We start from the raw sequence: 21,053 nt of genomic DNA, 5'->3' as shown, positions 1-21,053 counted from the left end.
CTGCGGATATCAGCGATCCCACACCCGGCTGTCGATGAAGGACCGCCACGCCTGCTCCGGGAACCAGAGTTCCGGGCCACGGCCGCCGGCCTTCGAGTCGCGGACGCCCACCTTTCCATCGCCCAGAAAAACCTCGACGCACTGTTTGGCGGCGTCCGACCTACTCGACTTGTACCACGTGCCGGTCGGCGGGAGCTTCGTCACAGCGCGTACTCCTTCGCGAGTCCGAGCATCAGCTCTCTGGTGTCCGTCTCCGTCAACGCTACCGCCCGCATGGATGCGATCGAGCGCCGATATCGGTCGATCTCCGCAGCGCGATCGTGGTAGTGACTGCTGATCGCGCCCTCGACGAAAACAACTGTGGGCAAGGCTGTTCCGCTCGAACCGTGCGGAAATTCGAGCAGCGTGAAGGGCTGGATCGTGAGGCCGCGATGCGGGCCGGCCGACCACGGGATGGCGCGAATGCTGATGTTCTCCCGGCCGCCGATCTCGGCGAGCCAGCGCAGCTGGGCCGCCATTGCCGCCGGGGTGGCCGGGCAGTGACGCAGAACGGCCTCGGAGATCAGTGCGTCGAGACGAAAGCCGGGCTCGCTCAGGCGAACTTGCCGGCGCGCGGTGAGTTCCAGCAGGCGTTCGACATTCACGGCCGACATATCCGGTTCGTCGATCCGGATGATCGCGCGCCGGTAGTCGGGAGTTTGCAGTAGGCCGGGCACGATCACCGGCTGATGGACGAGGATTCGATTCGCCGCACCCTCCAGGCGGAGGAATCGGGGAAAGGACGGGGCCACCTGATCGGTGTAGGCCTTCCACAAGCCCTTCGAATTCCCTTGCGCTTTGGCCATTTTGTCCTGTTCGGCGAGCTCGGACCACAGCAGGAGCGCCTCGTCACGAATCTCGGCCGGTGCCCCGTAGTTGGCGAGCAGGAGTTTGATCAGGGTCCCGGTGAGCTTGGTGGGACTCCCCTCCTCCATTCGCATGATGACCTGTCGGGACACTTCGAGGCCCGCCGCGGCCGCAAGGAGCGTCTGATGTGCGTCTTCACGTACTCCGCGCATGAAATTCCCGAAATTCATGCGAGAGACCGTCAATTCAGTCATTTCGTAGCCTCGCTATCAGGGAAATGTCCGCCGCGGACACTGCCGCGACGGACTTTCATCGTATTTCGTGAAATGTCCGCGAGGGACTCACTCCAGCAACGCCTTTGGATGTCTACTTAACACAGAGCGTTCAGCAAATCAGATTCGACCGCAGGTTCATTCGCAAACCGAAGAAACAGTGGGAGTCGTAATGCCTTGGGATGCTTGGGTTTTGTCGCTGATGACCGTTTTGGGCGGAATATTGCTCGCCGCTTGCCTTGTCGAAGACATCAGGAGCTCCGCTCGCCGCGCACGGGCGGGGCGGCATCGCGCGGAGCGACGACAGATGCGGAACTGAGCCCAGCGATGACGCCGGACACGCCACAGCCGGAGGTGGTCATCGATACCTCCGGCCGGGCGGGTCAGTGTTGCGAGCCGTCGGGCGAGCCGCCCGCGTGGGCGAACTGGGTCAGCTGGCCGGCGAGGGCGTCCGGGACACGGGCGTGGACACGGGTGCCGGATTCCTCGTGTTCGGAGCTGAGGATCTTGCCGTCGGCGTGGATGCGGGCGAGCAGATCGCCGCGGGTGTACGGCAGCAGGACGCTGACCTCGACATCCAGACCGCCGAGGATCTGCCCCAGGAGGTCGCGAAGCTGGTCGAGACCCTCGCCGGTACGGGCAGAGACGAAGGCCGCGTCCGGCAGCCAGCCGCGCAGCTGGGTCAGCTCCAGCGGATCGAGGGCGTCGATCTTGTTGACCACCAGGAACTCCGGCGGCGCGGGCAGCTTGGACTCACGCAGCACGTCGGTGATGACCTCACGGACCGCCTTGATCTGCTGATCCGGCAGCGGGTCGGAGCCGTCGACCACGTGCAGCAGCAGATCGGCGCCCGTCACCTCTTCCAGGGTGGACCTGAACGCCTCGACCAGCTGGGTGGGCAGGTGGCGCACGAAACCGACGGTGTCGGTGAACACCACTTCACGGCCGTCCTCCAGGGCGGCGCGGCGGGTGGTCGGATCCAGGGTGGCGAACAGGGCGTCCTGCACCAGGATTCCGGCATCGGTCAGCGCGTTCATCAGCGACGACTTGCCCGCGTTGGTGTAGCCGACAATGGCCACCTGCGGGATGCCGCTCTCCGAACGCTTGGCGCGCTTGGTGTCACGGGCGGTCTTCATCTCGCGAATCTCGCGGCGCAGCTTGGCCATTCGCTCACGAATGCGGCGACGGTCGGTCTCGATCTTGGTCTCACCGGGACCACGCAGACCCACACCGCCATTGCTGCCGGCACGACCACCGGCCTGCCGGGACATGGACTCACCCCAGCCGCGCAGCCGCGGCAGCATGTACTCCATCTGCGCGAGCGAGACCTGCGCCTTGCCTTCGCGCGAGGTGGCATGCTGGGCGAAGATGTCCAGGATCAGCGCGGTGCGGTCGATGACCTTCACCTTCACGACCTTCTCCAGCGCGGTCAGCTGCGCGGGGGTCAGTTCACCGTCACAGATGACGGTGTCGGCGCCGGACTCGAGAACGATGGCGCGTAGCTCCTCGGCCTTGCCGGAGCCGATGTAGGTGGACTTGTCGGGGCGGTCGCGACGCTGGATCATCGCGTCGAGCACCTCCGAACCGGCGGTCTCGGCCAGCGCGGCCAGCTCGGCCATGCTCGCCTCGGCCTGCGTGGCCGTACCCTCGGTCCAGACGCCGACCAGCACCACCCGCTCCAGGCGCAGCTGCCGGTACTCGACCTCGGTGACGTCGGTGAGTTCGGTGGACAGACCCGCGACACGGCGCAGGGCGCTGCGGTCCTCGAGCTGCAGTTCACCTACCGTCGGCGCGGCCGACCAGCCGTTGCGGCCGGTCTCGGTGGCGTCGTTGATCTCCTCGTCGAGGTCTTCGGCGGGAGTGAACTCATACGTTTCTGACTTACTCATACACCTCCATGTTCCCACGTCCCAACGAACGACCGCATTCGGTTATTTCACGGCGAAGCGTTCCCCGGCTCGGGAGATGACATCGTCGAGGACTTCGCGGGAGCGCAGAAGGTCGGCGACGGTGCGGTCGATGCGGTCGCGTTCGGCACGCAGCTCGTCGACGAGCTCGGGCGTGGCGCGTTCGTTGGCGCCGCCGTCGGTGTCGCGCATGCACGGCAGGATCTCGAAGATCTTCTTGCTGTTGAGGCCGGCGGCGAAGAGCTCCTGGATGTGGATGACGCGGTCGACGGCCAGGTCCGGATAGTCGCGCTGGCCGCCCGGGGTGCGGGCGGCGACGAGCAGTCCCTGCTCCTCGTAGTAGCGCAGCGATCGTTCGCTCACGCCGGTGCGTCTGGCCAGCTCACCGATTCGCATGCGGCACTCCGGATTCCGAGGCTTGCACCTCACATCGATGTCAGGTTCTACCTTACGGGCATGACGAACACGGACCTCTTCAGCACCGGCCGGATCGGCCGGCTGGAACTCCCGAACCGGCTGGTCATGGCGCCCATGACCCGCAATCGCGCCGCCGCCGACGGGACCCCCACCGAGCTCATGACGACCTACTACACGCAGCGCGCGGGCGCGGGTCTGATCATCGCCGAGGCGGCCACCCCGAATCCGGTCGGGCTGACCTACCCGAACATCCCCGCCCTCTACACCGATTCGCACCTCGCCGGCTGGCGGCGGGTCACCGACTCGGTGCGGGCCGCGGGCGGGCGGATGTTCCTGCAACTCCAGCACGGCGGGCGGGTCGGGCACCCGGACAACAGCGGACTGACCCCGGTCGCGCCCTCGCCGATCCCACTGCCGGAGACCGTCCACACACCGTCCGGCCAGCAGGAGGCGGTGACTCCGCACGAGCTCACCGACGACGAAATCCAGGACACCATCGCCGATTTCGCGACGGCCGCGCGCAAGGCCGTGGCCGCCGGCTTCGAGGGCGTCGAGATCCACAGCGCCAATGGGTATCTGCTGCACCAGTTCCTGTCGGGCAATACCAACCACCGCACCGACGCGTACGGCGGCTCGATCGAGAACCGGATCCGGTTCACCCTCGAGGTGGTGGACGCGGTGATCGCGGCCATCGGCGCGGAGCGGGTCGGGGTACGGATCGCACCCGGCGTCACCGTCAACGGCATCGCCGAGACCGATACCGGCGAGCTGTACCCGGCACTGGTCGCGGCGCTGGCACAGCGGCAGCCGGCCTACCTGCACGTCGTGTTCGCGGACCCGGAAAGCGTACTCTTCCAGCGGATTCGGAGCCTGTGGCCGACGACGCTGATCGCCAACCCGAACCTCGGCTGGGGTGTCCCGCTGCCCGCCGACGGCGGCGCCGCCGCGGCCCGCGCGCTGCTGGCGGCGGGCGCGGACCTGGTGTCGCTGGGCCGGTCGTTCCTGGCCAATCCGGACCTGGTGGACCGCCTGCGGATCGGTGCGCCCCTCAACCCGGTGCGCGACGCACACCTGATGTATGTCGGCGGCGCCGAGGGGTACACCGACTACCCGGCACTCGAATCCGCTGCCGACGCGGCGCTCAGCACCACTGCGGCGTGATCAGCGGGTCAGGCGTCCTGCCACCACTTGGCCGCAATGCGGCCTGTCGCCACCAGCTCCGACGGGCCGCGCAGCCAGGCCGTCCCGTTCTCGATGCCGACGGTCACCACGCCGCCGGGAATGCGGACCTTCACATGCCCGACATCGGAGGCCAGGTCGAAGCCGTCGCGGGCCAGCGCGGCGGCCGCCGCGGCGACGGTTCCCGTTCCGCAGGAGCGGGTTTCGCCGACGCCGCGCTCGTAGACGCGCATGTCGACGCCCCGCTCACCGTCGGAGCCGACGGTCAGCGCGGTGAGGATCTCGACGTTCACGCCGTTCGGGAACAGGGTGTGGTCGAAGCCCGGCAGCTGCTCCAGGTTCAGTTCGGCGAGCGAGGCCGGGGTCAGCTCCGGGTCCACGCAGGCCAGGTGCGGATTGCCGACATCGATGCCGAGGCCGGTGAATTCGCGTTCGCTCACGGTCGCGGTCGACACGCCGAGCGTCATCACCCGGCCCATGGCCACGGTCACCTCGCCGTGCACGGGATCGGCGTGGTGCACCACCACCGGGCGTGCGCCCGCGCGCGAACCGACCACGAATTCCGCGCTCTTCTCCATCCCGGTCGCCACCAGGTAATGCGCGAAAACCCGCACCCCGTTGCCGCACATCTCGGCGATGGATCCGTCCGCATTGCGGTAGTCCATGAACCAGTCCCCGGCGCTGACGCCCTCGGGCAGCCCGGCGAGCACACCCGTCTCGATCAGCGCACCCGCGCGCGCGACCCGCAGCACCCCGTCCGCGCCGAGCCCGCGCTGCCGGTCGCACAGCGCGGCGACCCGGGACGGCGTGAGCTCCAGCCATGCGTCCGGATCGGGCAGCACCACGAAATCGTTCTGGGTGCCGTGGCCCTTGCTGAATTCGACATCAGCGGCGCTGTTCTCGCTCGTCATAGTCCTCACCGTAGCGCCCGGCGCTGCCGGGATATTTCGTAGAGGGCCACCGCGGCCGCCGAGGGCGCACCGAGGGTGCCGGCGGCCGGGATGCAGATCAGCTCGTCGCACACCTGCCGCCAGGCGGGGGCGAGCGATTCGCTCTCGTCACCCAGGACCAGGACGGTGCCGCCATCGAACCCGGCGTCGTCGAGGGCGAGGCCGCCGTGGTCGTCACTGCCGACGATACGGGTGGCGACGCCGCGGGCCCGCTGCCGGTCCCGGAACGCGCCCACCTGCGCCGGACCCGAGGCGCGCAGCACGGGGACGGCGAACAGCGCGCCGTCGGAGGCGCGCACGCTCTGCGGGTCGTAGTGGTCGACGCCGGAACCGGTCACGATCACCCCGCCCACCCCGAACGCCGCCGCCGAACGGATGAGCGCCCCCAGCCGGATCGCCGACGCGGGCCGGTCGATGACCACCACCGTGGCGGGATCCTCTGGCGTGCCCGGGGCGAAATCCTCCAGCTCGGGCCGCTGGGTCACCGCCACCGCCACCAGTTCCGGCACCGGCTCACCGGGTTCGGCCAGCCCGGCCATCACCTCCGGCACCAGCCCGACGCTGGGCACGCCACTGGAATCGAGCACCTGCCGGGCCCACGGCGACGGCTCGGGCAGCCGGTACACGAGAGTCTCCAGCGGCCAACCGCATTCGAGGGCGCGGCTGATGGGCCGCATGCCCTGCACCAGGAATCGATCGTCCCGGATCCGGGCGGCACGGGTGGTCAGGTAGGCCTGCCACACCTGAACCGCCGCGCTGCGAGTGTTCGCGCGACGCGTCACTGGGGTTCCTGTTCATCCCTCATCGGTGAGGAGCTGACGAGGGCCAGCGCGGTGTCCGCCAAGGCGGGATCCGCGCCGTCCACCCATCGCACCCGCTGGTCTCGACGGAACCACGAACGTTGTCGCCGGACATAGCGCCGGGTGCCGATGAAGGTGCGCTCCTGAGCTTCGTTCAGCTCGTATTCGTTGTCCAGGAAATCGAGGACTTGCGCGTAACCGATGGCGCGCCGGGCGGTTCGGCCGTGGCGCAGGCCCAGCGCGATGAGGCCCTCGACCTCTTCGACGAGACCGGATTCGAACATGGTCGCGGTGCGCACCTCGATGCGGGCATCCAATTCGGCGGTGTCGCGATCGACGCCGATGATGACCGTCCTCCACCGTGGTTCACCGATCTGGGGCGCCGAGGCGGCGAACGGCTGACCGGTCAGCTCCACCACCTCCAGCGCGCGCACCATGCGGCGGCCGTCGGTGGACAGGATCGTCTGCGCGGCCACGGGATCGGCCCGCTTCAATGCCTCGTGCACGGCGACCGTGCCGCGATCGGCCAGCACCGCTTCCCATTTGGCGCGGATCTCCGGGTCGGTGGCCGGGAAATCCCAATCGTCCAGCAGCGCTTGGACATACATCATGGAGCCGCCGACGATGACCGGGGTGCGCCCGCGCGCCATGATGGCCTCCACGTCGGCGCGGGCCGCCGTCTGATACGAGGCGACGGTGGCGGTTTCGGTGATGTCGAGGACGTCGAGCTGGTGGTGCGGGATGCCGCGGCGTTCGGAGACCGGCAATTTGGCGGTGCCGATGTCCATGCCGCGGTAGAGCTGCATGGCGTCGATATTGACGATCTCGCCGTCGAGCCGCTGCGCCAGATCCAGGGCCAGATCGGATTTCCCGGTGGCGGTGGGGCCGACCACGGCGATGGGCCGGGTCATGTGACGGCTCCGCCGCGCTCACGCGGACTCCACACGCTGACGTGGTACGCGACGCCGAACGGGGCTGCCGCGTAGAGGGTTTCGACGTCGGGGTCGGCGGGATCGGTGGCGAACAGCCCGGCCAGCACCTGGTAGGCGGGACGGCCCTGCACCTCGATCTCGGCGCACAGGCGCGTGTCCAGGGCGGCCAGGGCCTGCCGGTCCCCCGTGCTCAGCGCCCGGTCGATGGCCTCCTGCACACCCGCGGAGCGCTCGTCCAGATAGCGGGGAGCCTTGAGCGACAGGGTTGCCGCGCCGTCGCCGACGACCAGCACAGCGATCGATTCCGGCTCGGCGTCGAGGTCGGCCCGCAGCTGCCGGCCGAAGGTCAGGCTCTCGCCGGCGGAGGCATCGGCCGAGATCAGACGACATTCGGCGGTGACCTCGGGCGCGACCTGCTCGCGCAGCCAGCCCGCGATCAGCGCCGGCAGCGGCAGCATCGGGTCCGCGACACGCTCGGCAACCACCCCAGACAAACCGACACGCAGATCCACTCCGTATCCCCGGAATGTGCCCACCGCATCGGTGCCGATCACGCGGCCGGAATCGCCGCCACCGGAACCCTCCTCCGGCTCCGCCACGCCGACCACGATCCACCGCGACGCGCGGGCCGCCAACTCCCCCGCGGCCCGCAACACCGCAGCTCGCAGCTCCGCGACCGTTCCTTCGGCCGACGCACCGGCCGCACCCCCGAGTTCGGGCACCAGCACGGGCGGCGAAGGGACCAGTGACGCAACACAGAACACGCCGACAACCGTAGCGCTAACGCACCTCACCAGCCCCACCCCCACCGATCGCCGCGCCGCCGAAGCGGGCGCAAAGACAGCATTTCCCATCTCAGCCTGGTTGAATGGGATGAGCTAGACCGATGAGCTAGGGCGTAACCAGGCAGCCGTGACGCGCGGCAGGGACGAGGAGCAATGACCGACAACAACGGAAACGAGAACGCTACCCACCCGGAGTCGACCCCGACGCCCAAGCCCGGCGCGCCGATGCCCACCCCGAGCGGGAGCGCCAAGCCATCATCACCAGCGGCCGCCGCCGCACCCCGTCCTGGGGGCCCGCGCCGCAAAACCGAATCCCCCAAACCCCATGCCGTCAAGCCCGCGCCCGGCGCGGCGGCACACCATCCACATCCGGTCGTCGTACCGAGCGTGAGCGACCCCAGCCAGTGGGGACGGGTCGACGACGACGGCACGGCCTGGGTCAAGACCGCCGAGGGCGAACGCGTCATCGGCTCCTGGCAGGCCGGTGACGCCGCCGAGGGTCTGGCCCACTTCGGCCGCCGCTACGACGATCTGGCCACCGAGGTCGCGTTGCTCGAGGCCCGGCTCGCCGCCGGCACCGATGCCCGCAAGACCAAGACCGCCGCCACTGCGATTGCCGAAACGTTGCCGACGGCGGCGGTCATCGGCGATATCGATGGATTGACGGCCCGGCTGCAGGCCATCATGGAACACTCCGACGAGGCGGCCGCGCACGCCAAGGAAGAGAAGGAACGCACCCGGCACGAGCAAACCGAGCGCAAAGAAGCCCTGGCCGCCGAGGCCGAGCAGATCGCCAACGACTCCACCCAGTGGAAGGTCGCCGGTGACCGGCTGCGGGAGATCCTGGACGAGTGGAAGACCATCCGCGGCGTGGACCGCAAGGTCGACGACGCGCTGTGGCGGCGCTTCTCCAAGGCCCGCGAGGCCTTCAACCGCCGCCGCGGGGCTCACTTCGCCGAACTCGACCGGGAACGTGCCGCCGCCAAGAGCCGCAAGGAAGAGCTCTGCGTCCGCGCCGAGGAGCTGTCGGGTTCGACCGACTGGTCCGGCACCGCGGCCGTCTTCCGCGACCTGCTGACCGAGTGGAAGGCCGCCGGCCGCGCCCCGCGCGAGGCCGACGAGCAGCTGTGGCGTCGGTTCAAGGCCGCGCAGGACGTCTTCTTCGCCGCCCGCAATGCCGCCGCCAGCGAACGCGACCACGAGTTCGAGGAGAACGCGTCCGCCAAGGAAGCGCTGTTGCACGCCTACGAGCACATCAACCCCGATGCCGACCTGGACGCCGCCCGCAGCGCCCTGCGCGAGCTGCAGGAGAAGTGGGACGCCATCGGCAAGGTCCCGCGCGAGCGCATGCACGATCTGGAATCGCGGCTGCGCACCATCGAGAAGAAGGTCCGCGAGGCCGTCGACGCCCAGTGGCGCCGCACCGACCCCGAGGCCATGGCCCGCGCCGCCCAATTCCGCGAGCGCGTCGTCCAGTTCGAGGAGCAGGCTGCCAAGGCCCAGGCCGCGGGCAAGACCCGCGACGCCGAGAAGGCCCTGGAGCAGGCCAAGCAGTGGCGCGAGTGGGCCGAGGCCGCCGAGGGCGCGGTCAGCCAGCGCTGAGCCCGATCGCCTGGGTTCCCTTGTGGCCCAGGCGATCAGCACTCGGGTGCGCTGTCCTGATCAGGCTCGGTGTATGAGACCGAGTCGGAAGCGCTGATCGCGCACCAGGTGGCCACCGGCATGTCCGGTCGGATCGCCCGACCCTGAACGCCCTCCGGCGAGCCGATGCCATATCTGGTTGTGGCCGACCATGGTTGGTGCGGTGGCATCGCCATTCTCGCCGGGACCGATTGCCGCCCTCAGTTGAGCTGGGCCGGGGCGGGTTCGGTGATGATCTCGTGGCGGGTGCGGCGGTGGGAGCGGCGGTATTCGCTCGGGGGGAGTCCTACTTCACGGTTGAAGTGGGTGCGGAGGTTGGCGGCGGTGCCGAGGCCGCAGCGGGCAGCGACGACGTCGACGGGGAGGTCGGTGAGTTCGAGGAGTTCGCGGGCTCGGATCAGGCGTTGGGTGAGGAGCCACTGCAGCGGGGTGCCGCCGAGTTCGGCGTGGAAACGGCGGGCCAGGGTGCGTTCGCTGAGGTTGGCGTGGCCGGCGAGGTCCGCGACGGTCAGCGGGTGTTCGAGATTGGTGAGAGCCCATTCGAGGGTGGTGGCGAGGCCGGAGTCGGCGGGCTGGGCGGGGACCGGAGACTGCAGGTACTGCGCCTGGCCGCCGGCGCGGTGCGGGGACACGACCAGGTAGCGGGCGGCGGCATTGGCGGCCTGGGAGCCGAGGTCCTTGCGGATCAGGTGGATGCACAGGTCCATGCCGGCCATGGTGCCGGCGCTGGTGAGGATGCGGCCGTCGTCGATGTAGAGGACGCCGGGGTCGATGTCGAGGTGGGGGTGGCGCTCGCGCAGGGCGGCGATGTGCCGCCAGTGGGTGGTCATGCGGCGGCCGTCGAGCAGGCCCGCGGCGGCCAGCACGAAGGCGCCGGTGCACAGGGAGGCGATGCGCGCGCCGCGGTCGTAGGCGGCGCGGACCGCCTCGACCAGGTCGGCGGGCGGGTCCTCGCGGACGTTCGGGGTGGACGGGACGATCACGGTGTCGGCGCGGATCAGGTCGTCGTAGTCGCGATCGGTCAAGGCCACGAAGGGATCTCGCAGCGTGGCGTGCTGGGTGTCGCGCGGGCCGCAGAGCTGGAAGTCGTACCAGGCGGCGGAGTCGACGCCGAGGGGCGGCTCGTAGAAGACCTGGTACGGGATGGCCACCTCGAAGATCGGCATGCCGGGCGCGACGGCGACGGCCAGGGTTCCGGGACCGGTCGATTCCATGGGTCGAATCTAACGCCGCAACATGTCAGAAATCTAGCGTAGTGTGGCATTCCTGCCACTCGTCGATCGTGCCGCCGCTTCGCATAGTCGAAGACATGACCACGACGACCGACGCCACAACCGCACTCCCCCAACCTGATACGGCTCCCGACCCGCGCCGATGGCGGGTGCTCGCGATTGCCGCGATCGCCCAGTACCTGGCCATCCTGGATCTGTTCGCGGTCATCGTCGCCTTCCCGGCGCTGCAGCAGTCCTTCGGCCACGCCTCGACCGGCGCGGTGTCGTGGACGTTGAACGCGTACACCATCGTCATGGCCGCCCTGCTGGTTCCGGCCGGCCGGTTCGCCGACGACACCGGCCGCAAGCGCGGATTCCTGCTCGGCATAGCGCTTTTCGGGCTGGCGTCCATCGCGTGCGGCCTCGCTCCGAACCTGGCCGTCCTGATCGTGGCCCGCGTGCTGCAGGCCGCGGCCGCCGCCCTGCTCATCCCGACCGGGCTCGGCCTGGTGCTGCCGGTGTTCCCGAAGCGCGAGCACGCCACGGTCATGGGCATCTGGACCGCGATCGCCGCGGCGGGCGGCGCGAGCGGCCCGGTCATCGGCGGACTGCTGCTGCAGGCCGGCTGGCGCTGGATCTTCCTGCTGAACGTGCCGTTCACGGTGGTGGCCTTCGCCTTCGGGCTGCGCGTGCTACCCGATATCCAGCAGCGCGCCAACCGGCGGCTGGACCTGCTGGGCGCGGCGCTGATCCTCGGGGCCACCGCCGCCCTCACCACGGTGTTCGTGCAGGCCACCGACTGGGGCTACACCGCCCCGGGCACCCTGGGCTGCCTGGTCGCCGCCCTCGCCCTGACGGCCCTGTTCGTCCGCCACGTCCGCCGCCACCCCGACCCGGTGGTGAGCCCGATCGTCTTGCGGCACCGCCTGTTCCGCACCGCCACCCTCGGCGTCTTCTGCTACTACCTGGCCTTCGCCGCCATGATCCTGGAGGCCACGCTGTTCATGACCGAGGAATGGCGGTATTCGACCCTGCGCGCCAGCCTCGGTGTGGCGGCCATGCCGATCAGCTGCCTGCTGCTGTCGCCGCTGTCCGGCCGCTTCGTCGCGCTGGTCGGGGCGCGCGCCTCGGCGGCGCTGGGCGGGGCGGCCATCGCACTGGGCTGCGCCTGGTGGGTGCTGGCCAGCGGCTTCTCGCATTCCTATGCGGTGGTGATGATTCCGGGCGCGATCCTCGCCGGGGCCAGCACTGCGCTGCTGCAACCGCCGCTGTTCGGCGCCTCGACCCTGCTGCCGGCCGACCAGATCTCGCTCGGCTCCGGCACCCTGATGATGGCCCGTCAGACCAGTTCCGCTCTCGGCGTCGCCATCCTGACCGCCATCCTCGGCGACGCCACCCACCACACCATGGCCGAGTTCCGCGCAGGCTGGCTGTACATGGTGGCGGCGGGCCTGGCCGCCATGGTCGCCGGGCTCGCCTACCGCCCCGACCGCGCCGCCGCCTGACCACGCCTGCGGTACGAAAAAGGCCCGGTGACAACCACATTCGGTTGTCACCGGGCCCGGATCGATTGCTCAGTCCTCGCCGAAGAGGCGGCGGCGCTGCTGTTCCTCGGCCTTGGCCTCGGCCAGGCGGCGCTGTTCCTCGGCGGCCAGCTGCACCGAGGTGCGCGCCCACACCACCCGGACCCAGTGGAAGGTCAGCACGACGATGGCGATGGTGGCCACGATCAGGCCGATGCCCGGCCCCGCACCGTGGTAGTTGCCGAGCCCCGGGGTCTGGCGGTGCCAGATGGACAGCACGCCGAACACGCTGCCGATGGCCGACCCCGCGACCGCGATCCAGGCCAGCAGCCAGCGGCGGGTGATGAGCGCCAGCATCGAGAACCCGATGCCGAACACCACCACGAACCAGACGAAGACCCGCGAGGGCAGGCCGATGTGGTCGGCCTGGGCGACCGTGTCGTACAGCAGCACATCGAAGCCGCGGGTCTTGCCCGCGTGCGGCAGCACCAGCGAGGCGAGCAGCACGAACACCGAACCGGCCACGACCATGGCGCGCACGCCCGGGTCGATCTCGCCGGCGATCTTGCGTTCGACGGCCTCGAGGTCCGCGCGGAACTGCTCGAAGTCCTGACTGTTCTCGGCGGCCTGCATACTCTCCTCGTTAGCCTCGGGCGTCGGTTCCGACGCCGGTTCCGATTGTGCTGCTTCGTCTTCCGGATGCTCCGGCCGGTCACGAGGCTCGTCCGGGCCGGTGGGCTGCTGCTCGGTCATACCACTCGAGATCCTTGCTGACGGCTAGCGCTCCCGCGCCGGGGATGTGGTCGGGCGGTGTGCGAGGAGTACCCGTGACGGGTCGATCCCTCGCACGTACCCCAGCGATCCTGCCCTATGACGCTGTGTAGTTGACAGCGACCCCACCATACGCCGCGCGAGGTCGCGCCGACCGGCTCGGTCGCCGCGGGCCGGACTACTCGCCGCAGGCCGGGCCGCAGCCCGCGGCCGCGGTCTCCACCACGACCGGCGCACCGATGCTCGGCAGGCCGAGGCCGACCCCGATGGGCGCGGTCTTGGGGGTGACGCCACGCTCGTGCGCGTCTCCGGCACGGGTGCGGCGGTGGGTGAGCACCTCGCCGTCGGCGATCAGGTAGTGCGGTGCCGCACCGGTCACGTCGACGGTGATCACATCGCCGGGCCGAATCTCGTTGCCGGGAGCCGGATCCACGGGCGGGCGGAAGTGCACGAGCCGGCCGTCGCGCGCGCGACCGGACATGCGCGCGGTCTTGTCGTTCTTCTTGCCCGCGCCCTCGGCCACCAGCAACTCGACGGTCGAGCCGATCAGCGCCTGGTTGCCCTCCAGCGAAATCTGCTCCTGCAGCTCGATGAGCCGGTCGTAGCGTTCCTGCACGACCTCCTTCGGCAGCTGATCGGGCATGGTCGCCGCGGGCGTGCCGGGCCGGATGGAGTACTGGAAGGTGAAGGCGCTGGTGAAACGCGCCTGCCGCACCACATCCAGGGTGGCCTGGAAGTCCTCCTCGGTCTCGCCCGGGAAGCCGACGATGATGTCGGTGGTGATGGCGGCGTGCGGCATGGCCGCGCGCACCTTCTCGATGATGCCGAGGAACTTGGCGCTGCGATACGAGCGGCGCATGGCCTTGAGCACGCGGTCCGAACCGGACTGCAGCGGCATGTGCAGCTGCGGGCAGACATTCGGCGTCTCGGCCATGGCCTCGATGACGTCGTCGGTGAACTCGGCCGGATGCGGGGAGGTGAAGCGCACCCGCTCGAGACCCTCGATATTTCCGGTGGCGCGCAGTAGTTTCGCGAAGGCGCCGCGGTCTCGGGGCTCCTCCGGATCGGCGAAGGAGACGCCGTAGGAGTTGACGTTCTGGCCCAGCAGCGTCACCTCGAGCACGCCCTGCTCGACCAGCGCCTGCACCTCGGCGAGCACGTCGCCCGGACGCCGGTCGACCTCCTTGCCGCGCAGCGCCGGAACGATGCAGAACGTGCAGGTGTTGTTGCAGCCCACCGAGATCGACACCCAGCCCGCGTACGCCGACTCGCGCTTGGCGGGCAGCGTCGACGGGAACGCCTCCAGCGATTCGATGATCTCGACCTGGGCCTGCTCGTTGTGGCGGGCCCGCTCCAGCAGCACCGGCAGCGAGCCGATGTTGTGGGTGCCGAACACCACATCCACCCAGGGCGCCTTCTTGACCACGGTGTCGCGGTCCTTCTGCGCCAGGCAGCCGCCGACGGCGATCTGCATGCCCGGGCGGTCGGCCTTGATGGGCGCGAGGTGTCCGAGGGTGCCGTACAGCTTGTTGTCGGCGTTCTCGCGCACCGCGCAGGTATTGAAGACGACCAGGTCAGCGGTATCGCCGGCCACGGCCTTGACGTAACCGGCATCCTCGAGCAGACCCGAGAGCCGCTCGGAGTCGTGCACGTTCATCTGGCAGCCGTAAGTGCGTACCTCGTAGGTCCGGGCCGGGGAATTCACCCAACCAGGGTAATAGGTGCCCGGCGCAGGCCGTAAACCCCGTCCGTGCCCGGTGCCCCGGGTCTCGCGGCGGCCGGGTGTACGCCCGGACGGATGGTCGTGGAATTGTCGGCGAATCATCGTCCGACCGGGCGGTAGTGGTCTCAGCAGCATCAATCGCTGGTTACGCGGGGGTGTCGAGTCCCGGCAGAGTTCGAGCTGCCCTGGCAAAGACGAGCATTTCGGGCAGGACATGATTAGGGTCACTGGTCATGACCGACGTGGCCGATTCCATCAGCACTCCCGCGCCGATGATCTCGATGCGGAATGTGGACAAGCACTTCGGCTCGCTGCACGTGTTGCGTGACATCAATCTCGAAGTGCCCAAAGGGCAGGTCGTGATCGTGGTGGGGCCCTCCGGCTCCGGCAAGTCGACCCTGTGCCGAACCATCAACCGGCTCGAAACCATCGACTCCGGTGAGATCGCCGTCGACGGCGTGAAACTGCCCGACGAGGGCAAGGCCCTCGCGAAGCTGCGCGCCGATGTGGGGATGGTGTTCCAGCAGTTCAACCTCTTCGCGCACAAGACGATTCTCGAGAACGTGATGCTGGCGCCGGTGAAGGTGCGGCGCGTCGACAAGACCAAGGCGCGCGCCCGGGCACTGGAGCTGCTCGACCGGGTCGGCATCGCGAATCAGGCCGACAAATATCCGGCGCAGCTGTCGGGCGGTCAGCAGCAGCGCGTGGCCATCGCGCGGGCGCTGGCCATGAACCCCAAGGTGATGCTGTTCGACGAGCCGACCTCCGCGCTCGACCCGGAGATGGTGTCCGAGGTGCTCGAGGTCATGGTCGGGCTGGCCAAGGACGGCATGACCATGCTCGTCGTCACCCACGAGATGGGCTTCGCGCGGCGTGCGGGCAATCGGGTGCTGTTCATGGCCGACGGCCAGATCGTCGAGGACACCGAGCCCGAATCCTTCTTCACCGCACCGAAATCGGATCGCGCCAGGGACTTCCTGGGCAAGATCCTCTCCCACTGACTCCACTCCACTAGGGAACACTCCCGCACTCCACGAGAGAACAGGACGTTCGATGAGGATCAACCACGCAATCCGGATCGCCGCCGGAGTGGCTGCCCTGGCGCTCGCCGTCACCGCATGCGGCGGCGGCAGCAACAAGACCGCCAGCCAGCACGCGGCCGACGGCAAGCTCACCATCGGCATCAAATTCGACCAGCCGGGCCTTGGACTGCTCAACAAGGACGGCAGCTACAGCGGTTTCGACGTCGACGTCGCCAAGTACGTGGCCGACAAGATGGGCGTGAAGCCGGAGAACATCACCTTCAAGGAATCGCCGTCGGCGCAGCGCGAGACGCTGATCCAGAACGGGCAGGTCGACTTCATCGTCGCCACCTACTCCATCACCGACGCCCGCAAGCAGAAGGTCGACTTCGCGGGCCCGTACTTCGTGACCGGGCAGTCGCTGCTGGTGCGGTCGGACAACACCGACGTCACCGGGCCGGAATCGCTGACCGGCAACAAGAAGCTGTGCTCGGTCAAGGGCTCCACCCCGGCGCAGAACGTGAAGGACAAGTACGCCAAGGAAGTTCAGCTGCAGGAGTACGACACCTACTCGCTGTGCGTGGAGGCGCTGAAGTCGGGCGCGGTGGACGCGGTCACCACCGATGACATCATCCTGCGCGGTTACGCGGCGCAGTCGCCGGGCGCGCTGAAGGTGGTCGGTAAGACCTTCTCCGTCGAGAACTACGGCATCGGTGTGAAGAAGGGCGACACCGAATCGCGCGGCAAGATCAACGACGCCATCGACGCCATGATCACCTCCGGCGCGTGGAAGGCGGCGCTGGAGAAGGAATTCGGCAGCACCGGCTTCCAGATCCCGGAACCGCCCAAGGTCGACCGGTACTGATTCGCGGGCGCGCCGGGTGATTTCACGCCTCGCGAAATCACCCGGCGTGCTTCGTCTTCCGATCGGAGGAATGGGGCAGTCGTGTTCGACTTGATCTCCAACTATCACACCAAACTGCTCGACGCGTTCTGGGTGACGATCAAACTGACGCTGTATTCGGCGTTCTTCGCGCTGATTCTCGGCACCATCGTGGCGGCCATGCGGGTGTCACCGATTCCGATCGCACGCTGGATCGGCGCGATGTACGTCAACATCATTCGCAACACGCCGCTCACGCTGATCATCGTGTTCTGCTCGCTGGGCCTGTACCAGACCCTCGGGTGGCGGCTGGCGGCCGAGGGGCCGAGCAGCATCGCGGAGAACAGTTTTCGCTTCGCCATCGTCGGATTGAGCGTCTACACAGCGGCTTTCGTGTGCGAGTCGCTGCGGGCGGGCATCAATACGGTGCCGTTCGGGCAGTCGGAGGCGGGGCGTTCGCTGGGGCTCACCTTCGGGCAGAATCTGCGGCTCGTGGTGCTGCCGCAGGCGTTCCGGGCGGTCATCGCACCGCTGGGCAGTGTGTTCATCGCCCTGACCAAGAACTCGACCATCGCCTCGGCCATCGGCGTCGGTGAGGCCGCGCTGCTGATGTCGGAGATGAACGAGAACGAGGCGGCGCCGCTGAGTGTCGGCGCCATCTTCGCGCTCGGGTTCGTGATCCTGACATTGCCGACCGGTCTGTTCTTCGGTTGGCTGGCCAAGCGATTCGAGGTGGCGCGATGACCGCGTCCGTGCTCTACGACGCGCCGGGACCCCGCGCGCGGTTGCGCTACCGCATCTACTCGGTCGTCGTCATCGCGGCCGCGGTGGCGGCGGTCTGGTTCGTCTATCACGGGCTGGCCGACAAGGGGCAGTTCACCGCCGACAAGTGGAAGCCCTTCACCGAGGGCGATACCTGGCGCACCTACCTCCTGCCGGGTCTGCGCGGAACACTCGAGGCGGCGGCGCTGTCGATCGTGCTGGCGCTGATCCTCGGGATGGTGTTCGGCATCCTGCGACTGTCGGACCATCGCGCGGTGCGGTGGTTCGCCGGTGTGGTGGTGGAGATCTCGCGGGCCATTCCCGTGCTGATCCTGATGCTGTTCCTGTTCACCCTGTTCGCCCAGCAGAACGTCTTCCCCTCCGACCAGCTGGCGCTCGCGGCCGCGGTGGCGGCGCTGACCGTCTACAACGGATCGGTCATCGCCGAGATCGTGCGCTCGGGCATCCGCGCGCTGCCCCGGGGACAGACCGAGGCCGCCGTCGCCCTGGGCATGCGCAAAACCCAGGTGATGGTGACGATCCTGCTGCCGCAGGCCGTCACCGCCATGCTGCCGGCGCTCATCTCGCAGATGGTGGTGGCGCTCAAGGACTCCGCGCTGGCCTACCAGATCACCTATCTGGAAATCGTGCGCAGAGGCACGCAGCTCGGTGCGGCGGAGAAGAATCCGATCCCGTCGCTGATCGTGGTGGCCATCATCATGATCGTCATCAACTACGCGCTGACGGTAATCGCCACCCGCGTGGAGAAGTGGCTGCGCACCCGTAAGCGCGGCTCCCGGGCCGTGCTCGCTGCCGGGACCGTCACCCCTCCCCCGGGCATGGATGTCGTCATGGCGGACCAGTCCGCTCCCGGCGTGATCGGCGACGCGCGGGCGGGGAGCTGATTTCGGACCCCGGTTCGGGAGCCGTCACTCCCGAACCGGGACCGGGCATTCCGGGAATGCTCAGCCGACCCCGGGACAATTGCTCCATCCAGCTCGCATACTGGTCTTCATGAACGAAGACGACAGCGCTCGAAGAGAATTCGTCTTCGGGCTGTTCCTGACCACCATCGTCACCCCCCTCCTCGCCGGCGTCACCGCCTTCGCCGCCGTCATCGGAGCGCTCGCCGTCCACGAGGCCGCAGGCCGCCTCCGCGCCGCCCGCCGCGGCAAACCGCCCCGCCCATCCGCACCCCACATGGCCACCCCCCGCGCCCTCCGCCACACCAACCACCGCCACACCCGCCGGGCCCTCTCCACCCGTCGCCCGGGCGGCGTGCTGCACTGAACGCGGACCGTCCATCGCGCCGAATCAGTCAGCCGGCCATGGCATTCGGGTAATCAGTCGGTCCCGGAGCTCGGTCAGGCGGGCGATGCGCCCATTGAGCAGGGCGACCCGCGGCGCGGCCACCCGGGCATAGCCGGTGTCACAGCGTGGTTCGAGCGTGAAGACCTCTGGGAGTCAAGGTCAAGCTGCTGAGCCCGGACAGGATGATCCAGCACCGACTCGGCGTCATTCGAAGATGAAGAACAATCAACACCCACCACGGCATCCTCGACCGGAGTCCCATCCCGAAGCCAGTTGTTTTCGCCCACGGATACCCCTCATGTCTTTAGTCGTGCCGCATCACCCAATCCTCTTTCTCGACATCGACGGACCTCTGCTGACGTTCGGCGGACCGCCCGGGAATGACGCACCGGTCGCGCAGGACGGGGCCAACCCGCTGGTGACTCGAGTCGATCCGGCACTCGGACCGCTGCTGTCCGCGCTCCCCTGCGAGTTGGTGTGGGCGACGACGTGGACTCACGAGGCCAACCGGGTTGTCGGTCCGCTGCTGGGATTGCCGGACCTGGCGGTGGTGGAATGGCCGGAAGAGGCGGATGAGCAGGTCGACGAGTGGTTCGGATTGCACTGGAAGACGCGGACGGTGGTCGAGTGGGCGGCGGGGCGGCCTTTTATCTGGGTCGACGACGAGATTCGGGACCACGACCGGGAGTGGGTGGCAGCGCAGCACGGCAGTTCGGCTCTCCTGTACCACGTGGACCCTCGGACAGGGCTGCGGCGCAAGGACTTCGCTGTATTCACCGAGTGGGTCGATGGTGGTTTCAGGTCACAGTGACCACACATGTGGGGGCGTGAGTGCGGGGCGGTGTCGATTCGGCTCGGGACTCGCTCGTGCGGGCGAGTAACCTCACGCGGCGCGTTATTGAACCGGTTCAGGGTCCGGCGCGTATCCCTCGGTGGGACGGGAAGACAGGTTGTTTCATTAACCAGCTTCATCACACGAAGTGGGAAGTCATGACCACCAACGTCACCGATAAGAGCGTCAGGGATCCGGGCAAGAATATCGATTCCATCGCGGTCGATGTGGGGCTGCTGGTGTTACGGGTGTTCTTCGGTGGGTTGTTGTTCGTGCACGGCAGCCAGAAACTGTTCGGGTGGTTCAATGGCGCGGGCTGGCACGAGACCACCGCAGGGTTCGAAAAGCTCGGATATCACCCTGGCCGGGTGTTCGGCACACTGGCAGGACTGTGTGAATTCACCGGCGGCGCGCTGCTGTTCCTCGGGCTGTTCACGCCGCTCGCGGCCGCGATCGCCATCGGCACCATGATCAACGCGATGAATGTGACCTGGCATCACGGGCTGATGGGCTACGAGAGCGCCCTGCTGTTCGCCGCTGCGGCGTTGACGATCGCTATCGCCGGACCGGGCCGAATCTCGCTCGATCACAACCGGCCGTGGGCGCGGCGCGGCGCGCTGTGGGGTGCCGCCGCACTCTGCCTCGGCGTGGCGGCCGCGGTGATCACCCTGGTCATCAAGTGGTCGACATAGGTGCCGTCTGCCCGGTAGCTTGATGAGCCTCAGGTGCCGCTGTACGCGGACACCAGGTCGCGGGCGCGGGCGAAAGCGGCCGATGACTCAGGGTCCACCTGGTGACGCTCGAATGCGCGGAACAGTCTCGTGCGTACCGTACGTGGAGCCGCCGACAGGCCCGGGACGTCTTGCTTCAGGCGCCGAATCCGTGGGCGGCCAGTTCGGATTTCACCACCGAGTAGGCGATGGATTGGCTGAAGCCGCGGCGGGCCAGGAGGCCGACCAAGCGGGAGACGGCCTTGTCCCGGGCCAGCCCCTGGGGCAGGGTGCGCAACTTGGCACGGACCAGTTCAGCGGCGCGCGTCTGCTCGTCATCGTCTGCGCCGGGCTCCGGCGACTCGTCCACGGATTCGAGAGGTCCGCGCTCGAAGCTGTGGGAGGCGAGCTCCGCCGCCACCACCTGGTAGGCGGTGCCGGAGTTGTAGCCGCGCCTGGCCAGCATGCCGACCAGGCGGCGGGCGGCCGTCTCGCGGTCGAGACCCGGGGACAGGGTGCGCAGCTTCGCTCGGACCAGCTCGGCCGCGGAATCCGCGTCATCCGAAGGGGATTCGC

At 68.5% G+C, this 21,053-nt stretch carries 21 protein-coding genes; 10 read left to right on the top strand and 11 right to left on the bottom strand.

What is annotated here, in order from left to right; translation table 11 throughout:
* Positions 1–9: 9 nt before the first annotated feature.
* The 4 genes from ACQP1O_RS11930 to ACQP1O_RS11915 form a co-directional block, all read right to left on the bottom strand.
* A complete protein-coding gene (locus tag ACQP1O_RS11930) occupies positions 10–204 on the bottom strand; it encodes a DUF397 domain-containing protein (protein WP_433565870.1) in 195 nt (64 codons plus the stop codon).
* Positions 201–1,076 carry a DUF5753 domain-containing protein gene (locus ACQP1O_RS11925; RefSeq protein ID WP_433565869.1) on the bottom strand — a complete coding sequence of 292 codons (876 nt, stop codon included), beginning with the start codon at positions 1,074–1,076 and terminating at the stop codon, positions 201–203. Before ACQP1O_RS11925 ends, ACQP1O_RS11930 begins: the two co-directional genes overlap by 4 nt.
* 425 nt (positions 1,077–1,501) lie before the next feature.
* Positions 1,502–3,007, bottom strand: coding sequence for a GTPase HflX (gene hflX, locus ACQP1O_RS11920; protein ID WP_433565868.1), 1,506 nt, complete (start codon positions 3,005–3,007; stop codon positions 1,502–1,504).
* A gap of 42 nt (positions 3,008–3,049) precedes the next feature.
* Positions 3,050–3,421: a MerR family transcriptional regulator gene (locus tag ACQP1O_RS11915; RefSeq protein ID WP_433565867.1), complete on the bottom strand. Its 372-nt coding sequence runs from the start codon at positions 3,419–3,421 to the stop codon at positions 3,050–3,052.
* A 60-nt stretch (positions 3,422–3,481) separates the two neighbouring features.
* Between ACQP1O_RS11915 and ACQP1O_RS11910 the strand changes: the two genes are divergently transcribed.
* Positions 3,482–4,603: an alkene reductase gene (locus ACQP1O_RS11910; RefSeq protein WP_433565866.1), complete on the top strand. Its 1,122-nt coding sequence runs from the start codon at positions 3,482–3,484 to the stop codon at positions 4,601–4,603.
* Between the two features lie 8 nt (positions 4,604–4,611).
* Here ACQP1O_RS11910 and dapF read toward each other — a convergent pair whose 3' ends face one another.
* From dapF to ACQP1O_RS11890, 4 genes are read right to left on the bottom strand one after another with little or no spacing between them, the layout of a single operon-like run.
* Positions 4,612–5,532: a diaminopimelate epimerase gene (dapF, locus tag ACQP1O_RS11905; RefSeq protein WP_433565865.1), complete on the bottom strand. Its 921-nt coding sequence runs from the start codon at positions 5,530–5,532 to the stop codon at positions 4,612–4,614.
* 5 nt (positions 5,533–5,537) lie between these two features.
* The gene (locus ACQP1O_RS11900; protein WP_433565864.1) at positions 5,538–6,353 is read right to left on the bottom strand and encodes a TrmH family RNA methyltransferase; all 816 of its coding nucleotides are present in this window, start codon (positions 6,351–6,353) and stop codon (positions 5,538–5,540) included.
* Complete coding sequence (miaA, locus tag ACQP1O_RS11895; RefSeq protein ID WP_433565863.1) at positions 6,350–7,282, bottom strand: tRNA (adenosine(37)-N6)-dimethylallyltransferase MiaA; 933 nt, start codon at positions 7,280–7,282, stop codon at positions 6,350–6,352. The genes ACQP1O_RS11900 and miaA overlap by 4 nt, the downstream gene beginning before the upstream one ends.
* Positions 7,279–8,067, bottom strand: coding sequence for a hypothetical protein (locus ACQP1O_RS11890; protein WP_433565862.1), 789 nt, complete (start codon positions 8,065–8,067; stop codon positions 7,279–7,281). The genes miaA and ACQP1O_RS11890 overlap by 4 nt, the downstream gene beginning before the upstream one ends.
* A gap of 174 nt (positions 8,068–8,241) precedes the next feature.
* On the opposite strand from ACQP1O_RS11890, the gene ACQP1O_RS11885 reads away from it, so the two are divergent.
* Entirely contained in the window at positions 8,242–9,690 is a 1,449-nt protein-coding gene (locus tag ACQP1O_RS11885; protein ID WP_433565861.1) for a DUF349 domain-containing protein, read from the top strand.
* 239 nt (positions 9,691–9,929) lie between these two features.
* On the opposite strand, the gene ACQP1O_RS11880 is transcribed toward ACQP1O_RS11885, so the two are convergent.
* Positions 9,930–10,943 (bottom strand): GlxA family transcriptional regulator, encoded by a 1,014-nt coding sequence (locus ACQP1O_RS11880; RefSeq protein ID WP_433565860.1) that lies wholly within the window; start codon positions 10,941–10,943, stop codon positions 9,930–9,932.
* Positions 10,944–11,038: 95 nt separating this feature from the next.
* On the opposite strand from ACQP1O_RS11880, the gene ACQP1O_RS11875 reads away from it, so the two are divergent.
* A complete protein-coding gene (locus tag ACQP1O_RS11875) occupies positions 11,039–12,445 on the top strand; it encodes an MFS transporter (protein WP_433565859.1) in 1,407 nt (468 codons plus the stop codon).
* Positions 12,446–12,514: 69 nt separating this feature from the next.
* Here ACQP1O_RS11875 and ACQP1O_RS11870 read toward each other — a convergent pair whose 3' ends face one another.
* Positions 12,515–13,096 (bottom strand): Rv2732c family membrane protein, encoded by a 582-nt coding sequence (locus tag ACQP1O_RS11870; protein WP_433567656.1) that lies wholly within the window; start codon positions 13,094–13,096, stop codon positions 12,515–12,517.
* A gap of 316 nt (positions 13,097–13,412) precedes the next feature.
* Complete coding sequence (gene miaB, locus ACQP1O_RS11865) at positions 13,413–15,059, bottom strand: tRNA (N6-isopentenyl adenosine(37)-C2)-methylthiotransferase MiaB (protein WP_433565858.1); 1,647 nt, start codon at positions 15,057–15,059, stop codon at positions 13,413–13,415.
* Between the two features lie 170 nt (positions 15,060–15,229).
* Between miaB and ACQP1O_RS11860 the strand changes: the two genes are divergently transcribed.
* The 7 genes from ACQP1O_RS11860 to ACQP1O_RS11830 all read left to right on the top strand — a co-directional run bounded on the left by ACQP1O_RS11860 (position 15,230) and on the right by ACQP1O_RS11830 (position 20,459).
* A complete protein-coding gene (locus ACQP1O_RS11860; RefSeq protein WP_433567655.1) occupies positions 15,230–15,958 on the top strand; it encodes an amino acid ABC transporter ATP-binding protein in 729 nt (242 codons plus the stop codon).
* Between the two features lie 52 nt (positions 15,959–16,010).
* Positions 16,011–16,844, top strand: a complete 834-nt coding sequence (locus ACQP1O_RS11855) for a glutamate ABC transporter substrate-binding protein (RefSeq protein WP_354839620.1) — start codon at positions 16,011–16,013, stop codon at positions 16,842–16,844.
* 81 nt (positions 16,845–16,925) lie between these two features.
* Positions 16,926–17,606: an amino acid ABC transporter permease gene (locus tag ACQP1O_RS11850; protein WP_433565857.1), complete on the top strand. Its 681-nt coding sequence runs from the start codon at positions 16,926–16,928 to the stop codon at positions 17,604–17,606.
* Positions 17,603–18,529, top strand: a complete 927-nt coding sequence (locus ACQP1O_RS11845) for an amino acid ABC transporter permease (RefSeq protein WP_433565856.1) — start codon at positions 17,603–17,605, stop codon at positions 18,527–18,529. The genes ACQP1O_RS11850 and ACQP1O_RS11845 overlap by 4 nt, the downstream gene beginning before the upstream one ends.
* Positions 18,530–18,638: 109 nt before the next feature.
* Positions 18,639–18,914 carry a hypothetical protein gene (locus tag ACQP1O_RS11840; RefSeq protein ID WP_433565855.1) on the top strand — a complete coding sequence of 92 codons (276 nt, stop codon included), beginning with the start codon at positions 18,639–18,641 and terminating at the stop codon, positions 18,912–18,914.
* Positions 18,915–19,149: 235 nt separating this feature from the next.
* Positions 19,150–19,746 (top strand): HAD domain-containing protein, encoded by a 597-nt coding sequence (locus ACQP1O_RS11835; protein WP_433565854.1) that lies wholly within the window; start codon positions 19,150–19,152, stop codon positions 19,744–19,746.
* Between the two features lie 56 nt (positions 19,747–19,802).
* Positions 19,803–20,459 (top strand): DoxX family protein, encoded by a 657-nt coding sequence (locus ACQP1O_RS11830; protein ID WP_433565853.1) that lies wholly within the window; start codon positions 19,803–19,805, stop codon positions 20,457–20,459.
* Positions 20,460–21,053 lie beyond the last annotated feature (594 nt).

The organism is Nocardia sp. CA-151230 (genome assembly GCF_050942175.1).
GTDB lineage: Bacteria > Actinomycetota > Actinomycetes > Mycobacteriales > Mycobacteriaceae > Nocardia.
This window is presented reverse-complemented; position numbering and strand designations above follow the sequence as displayed.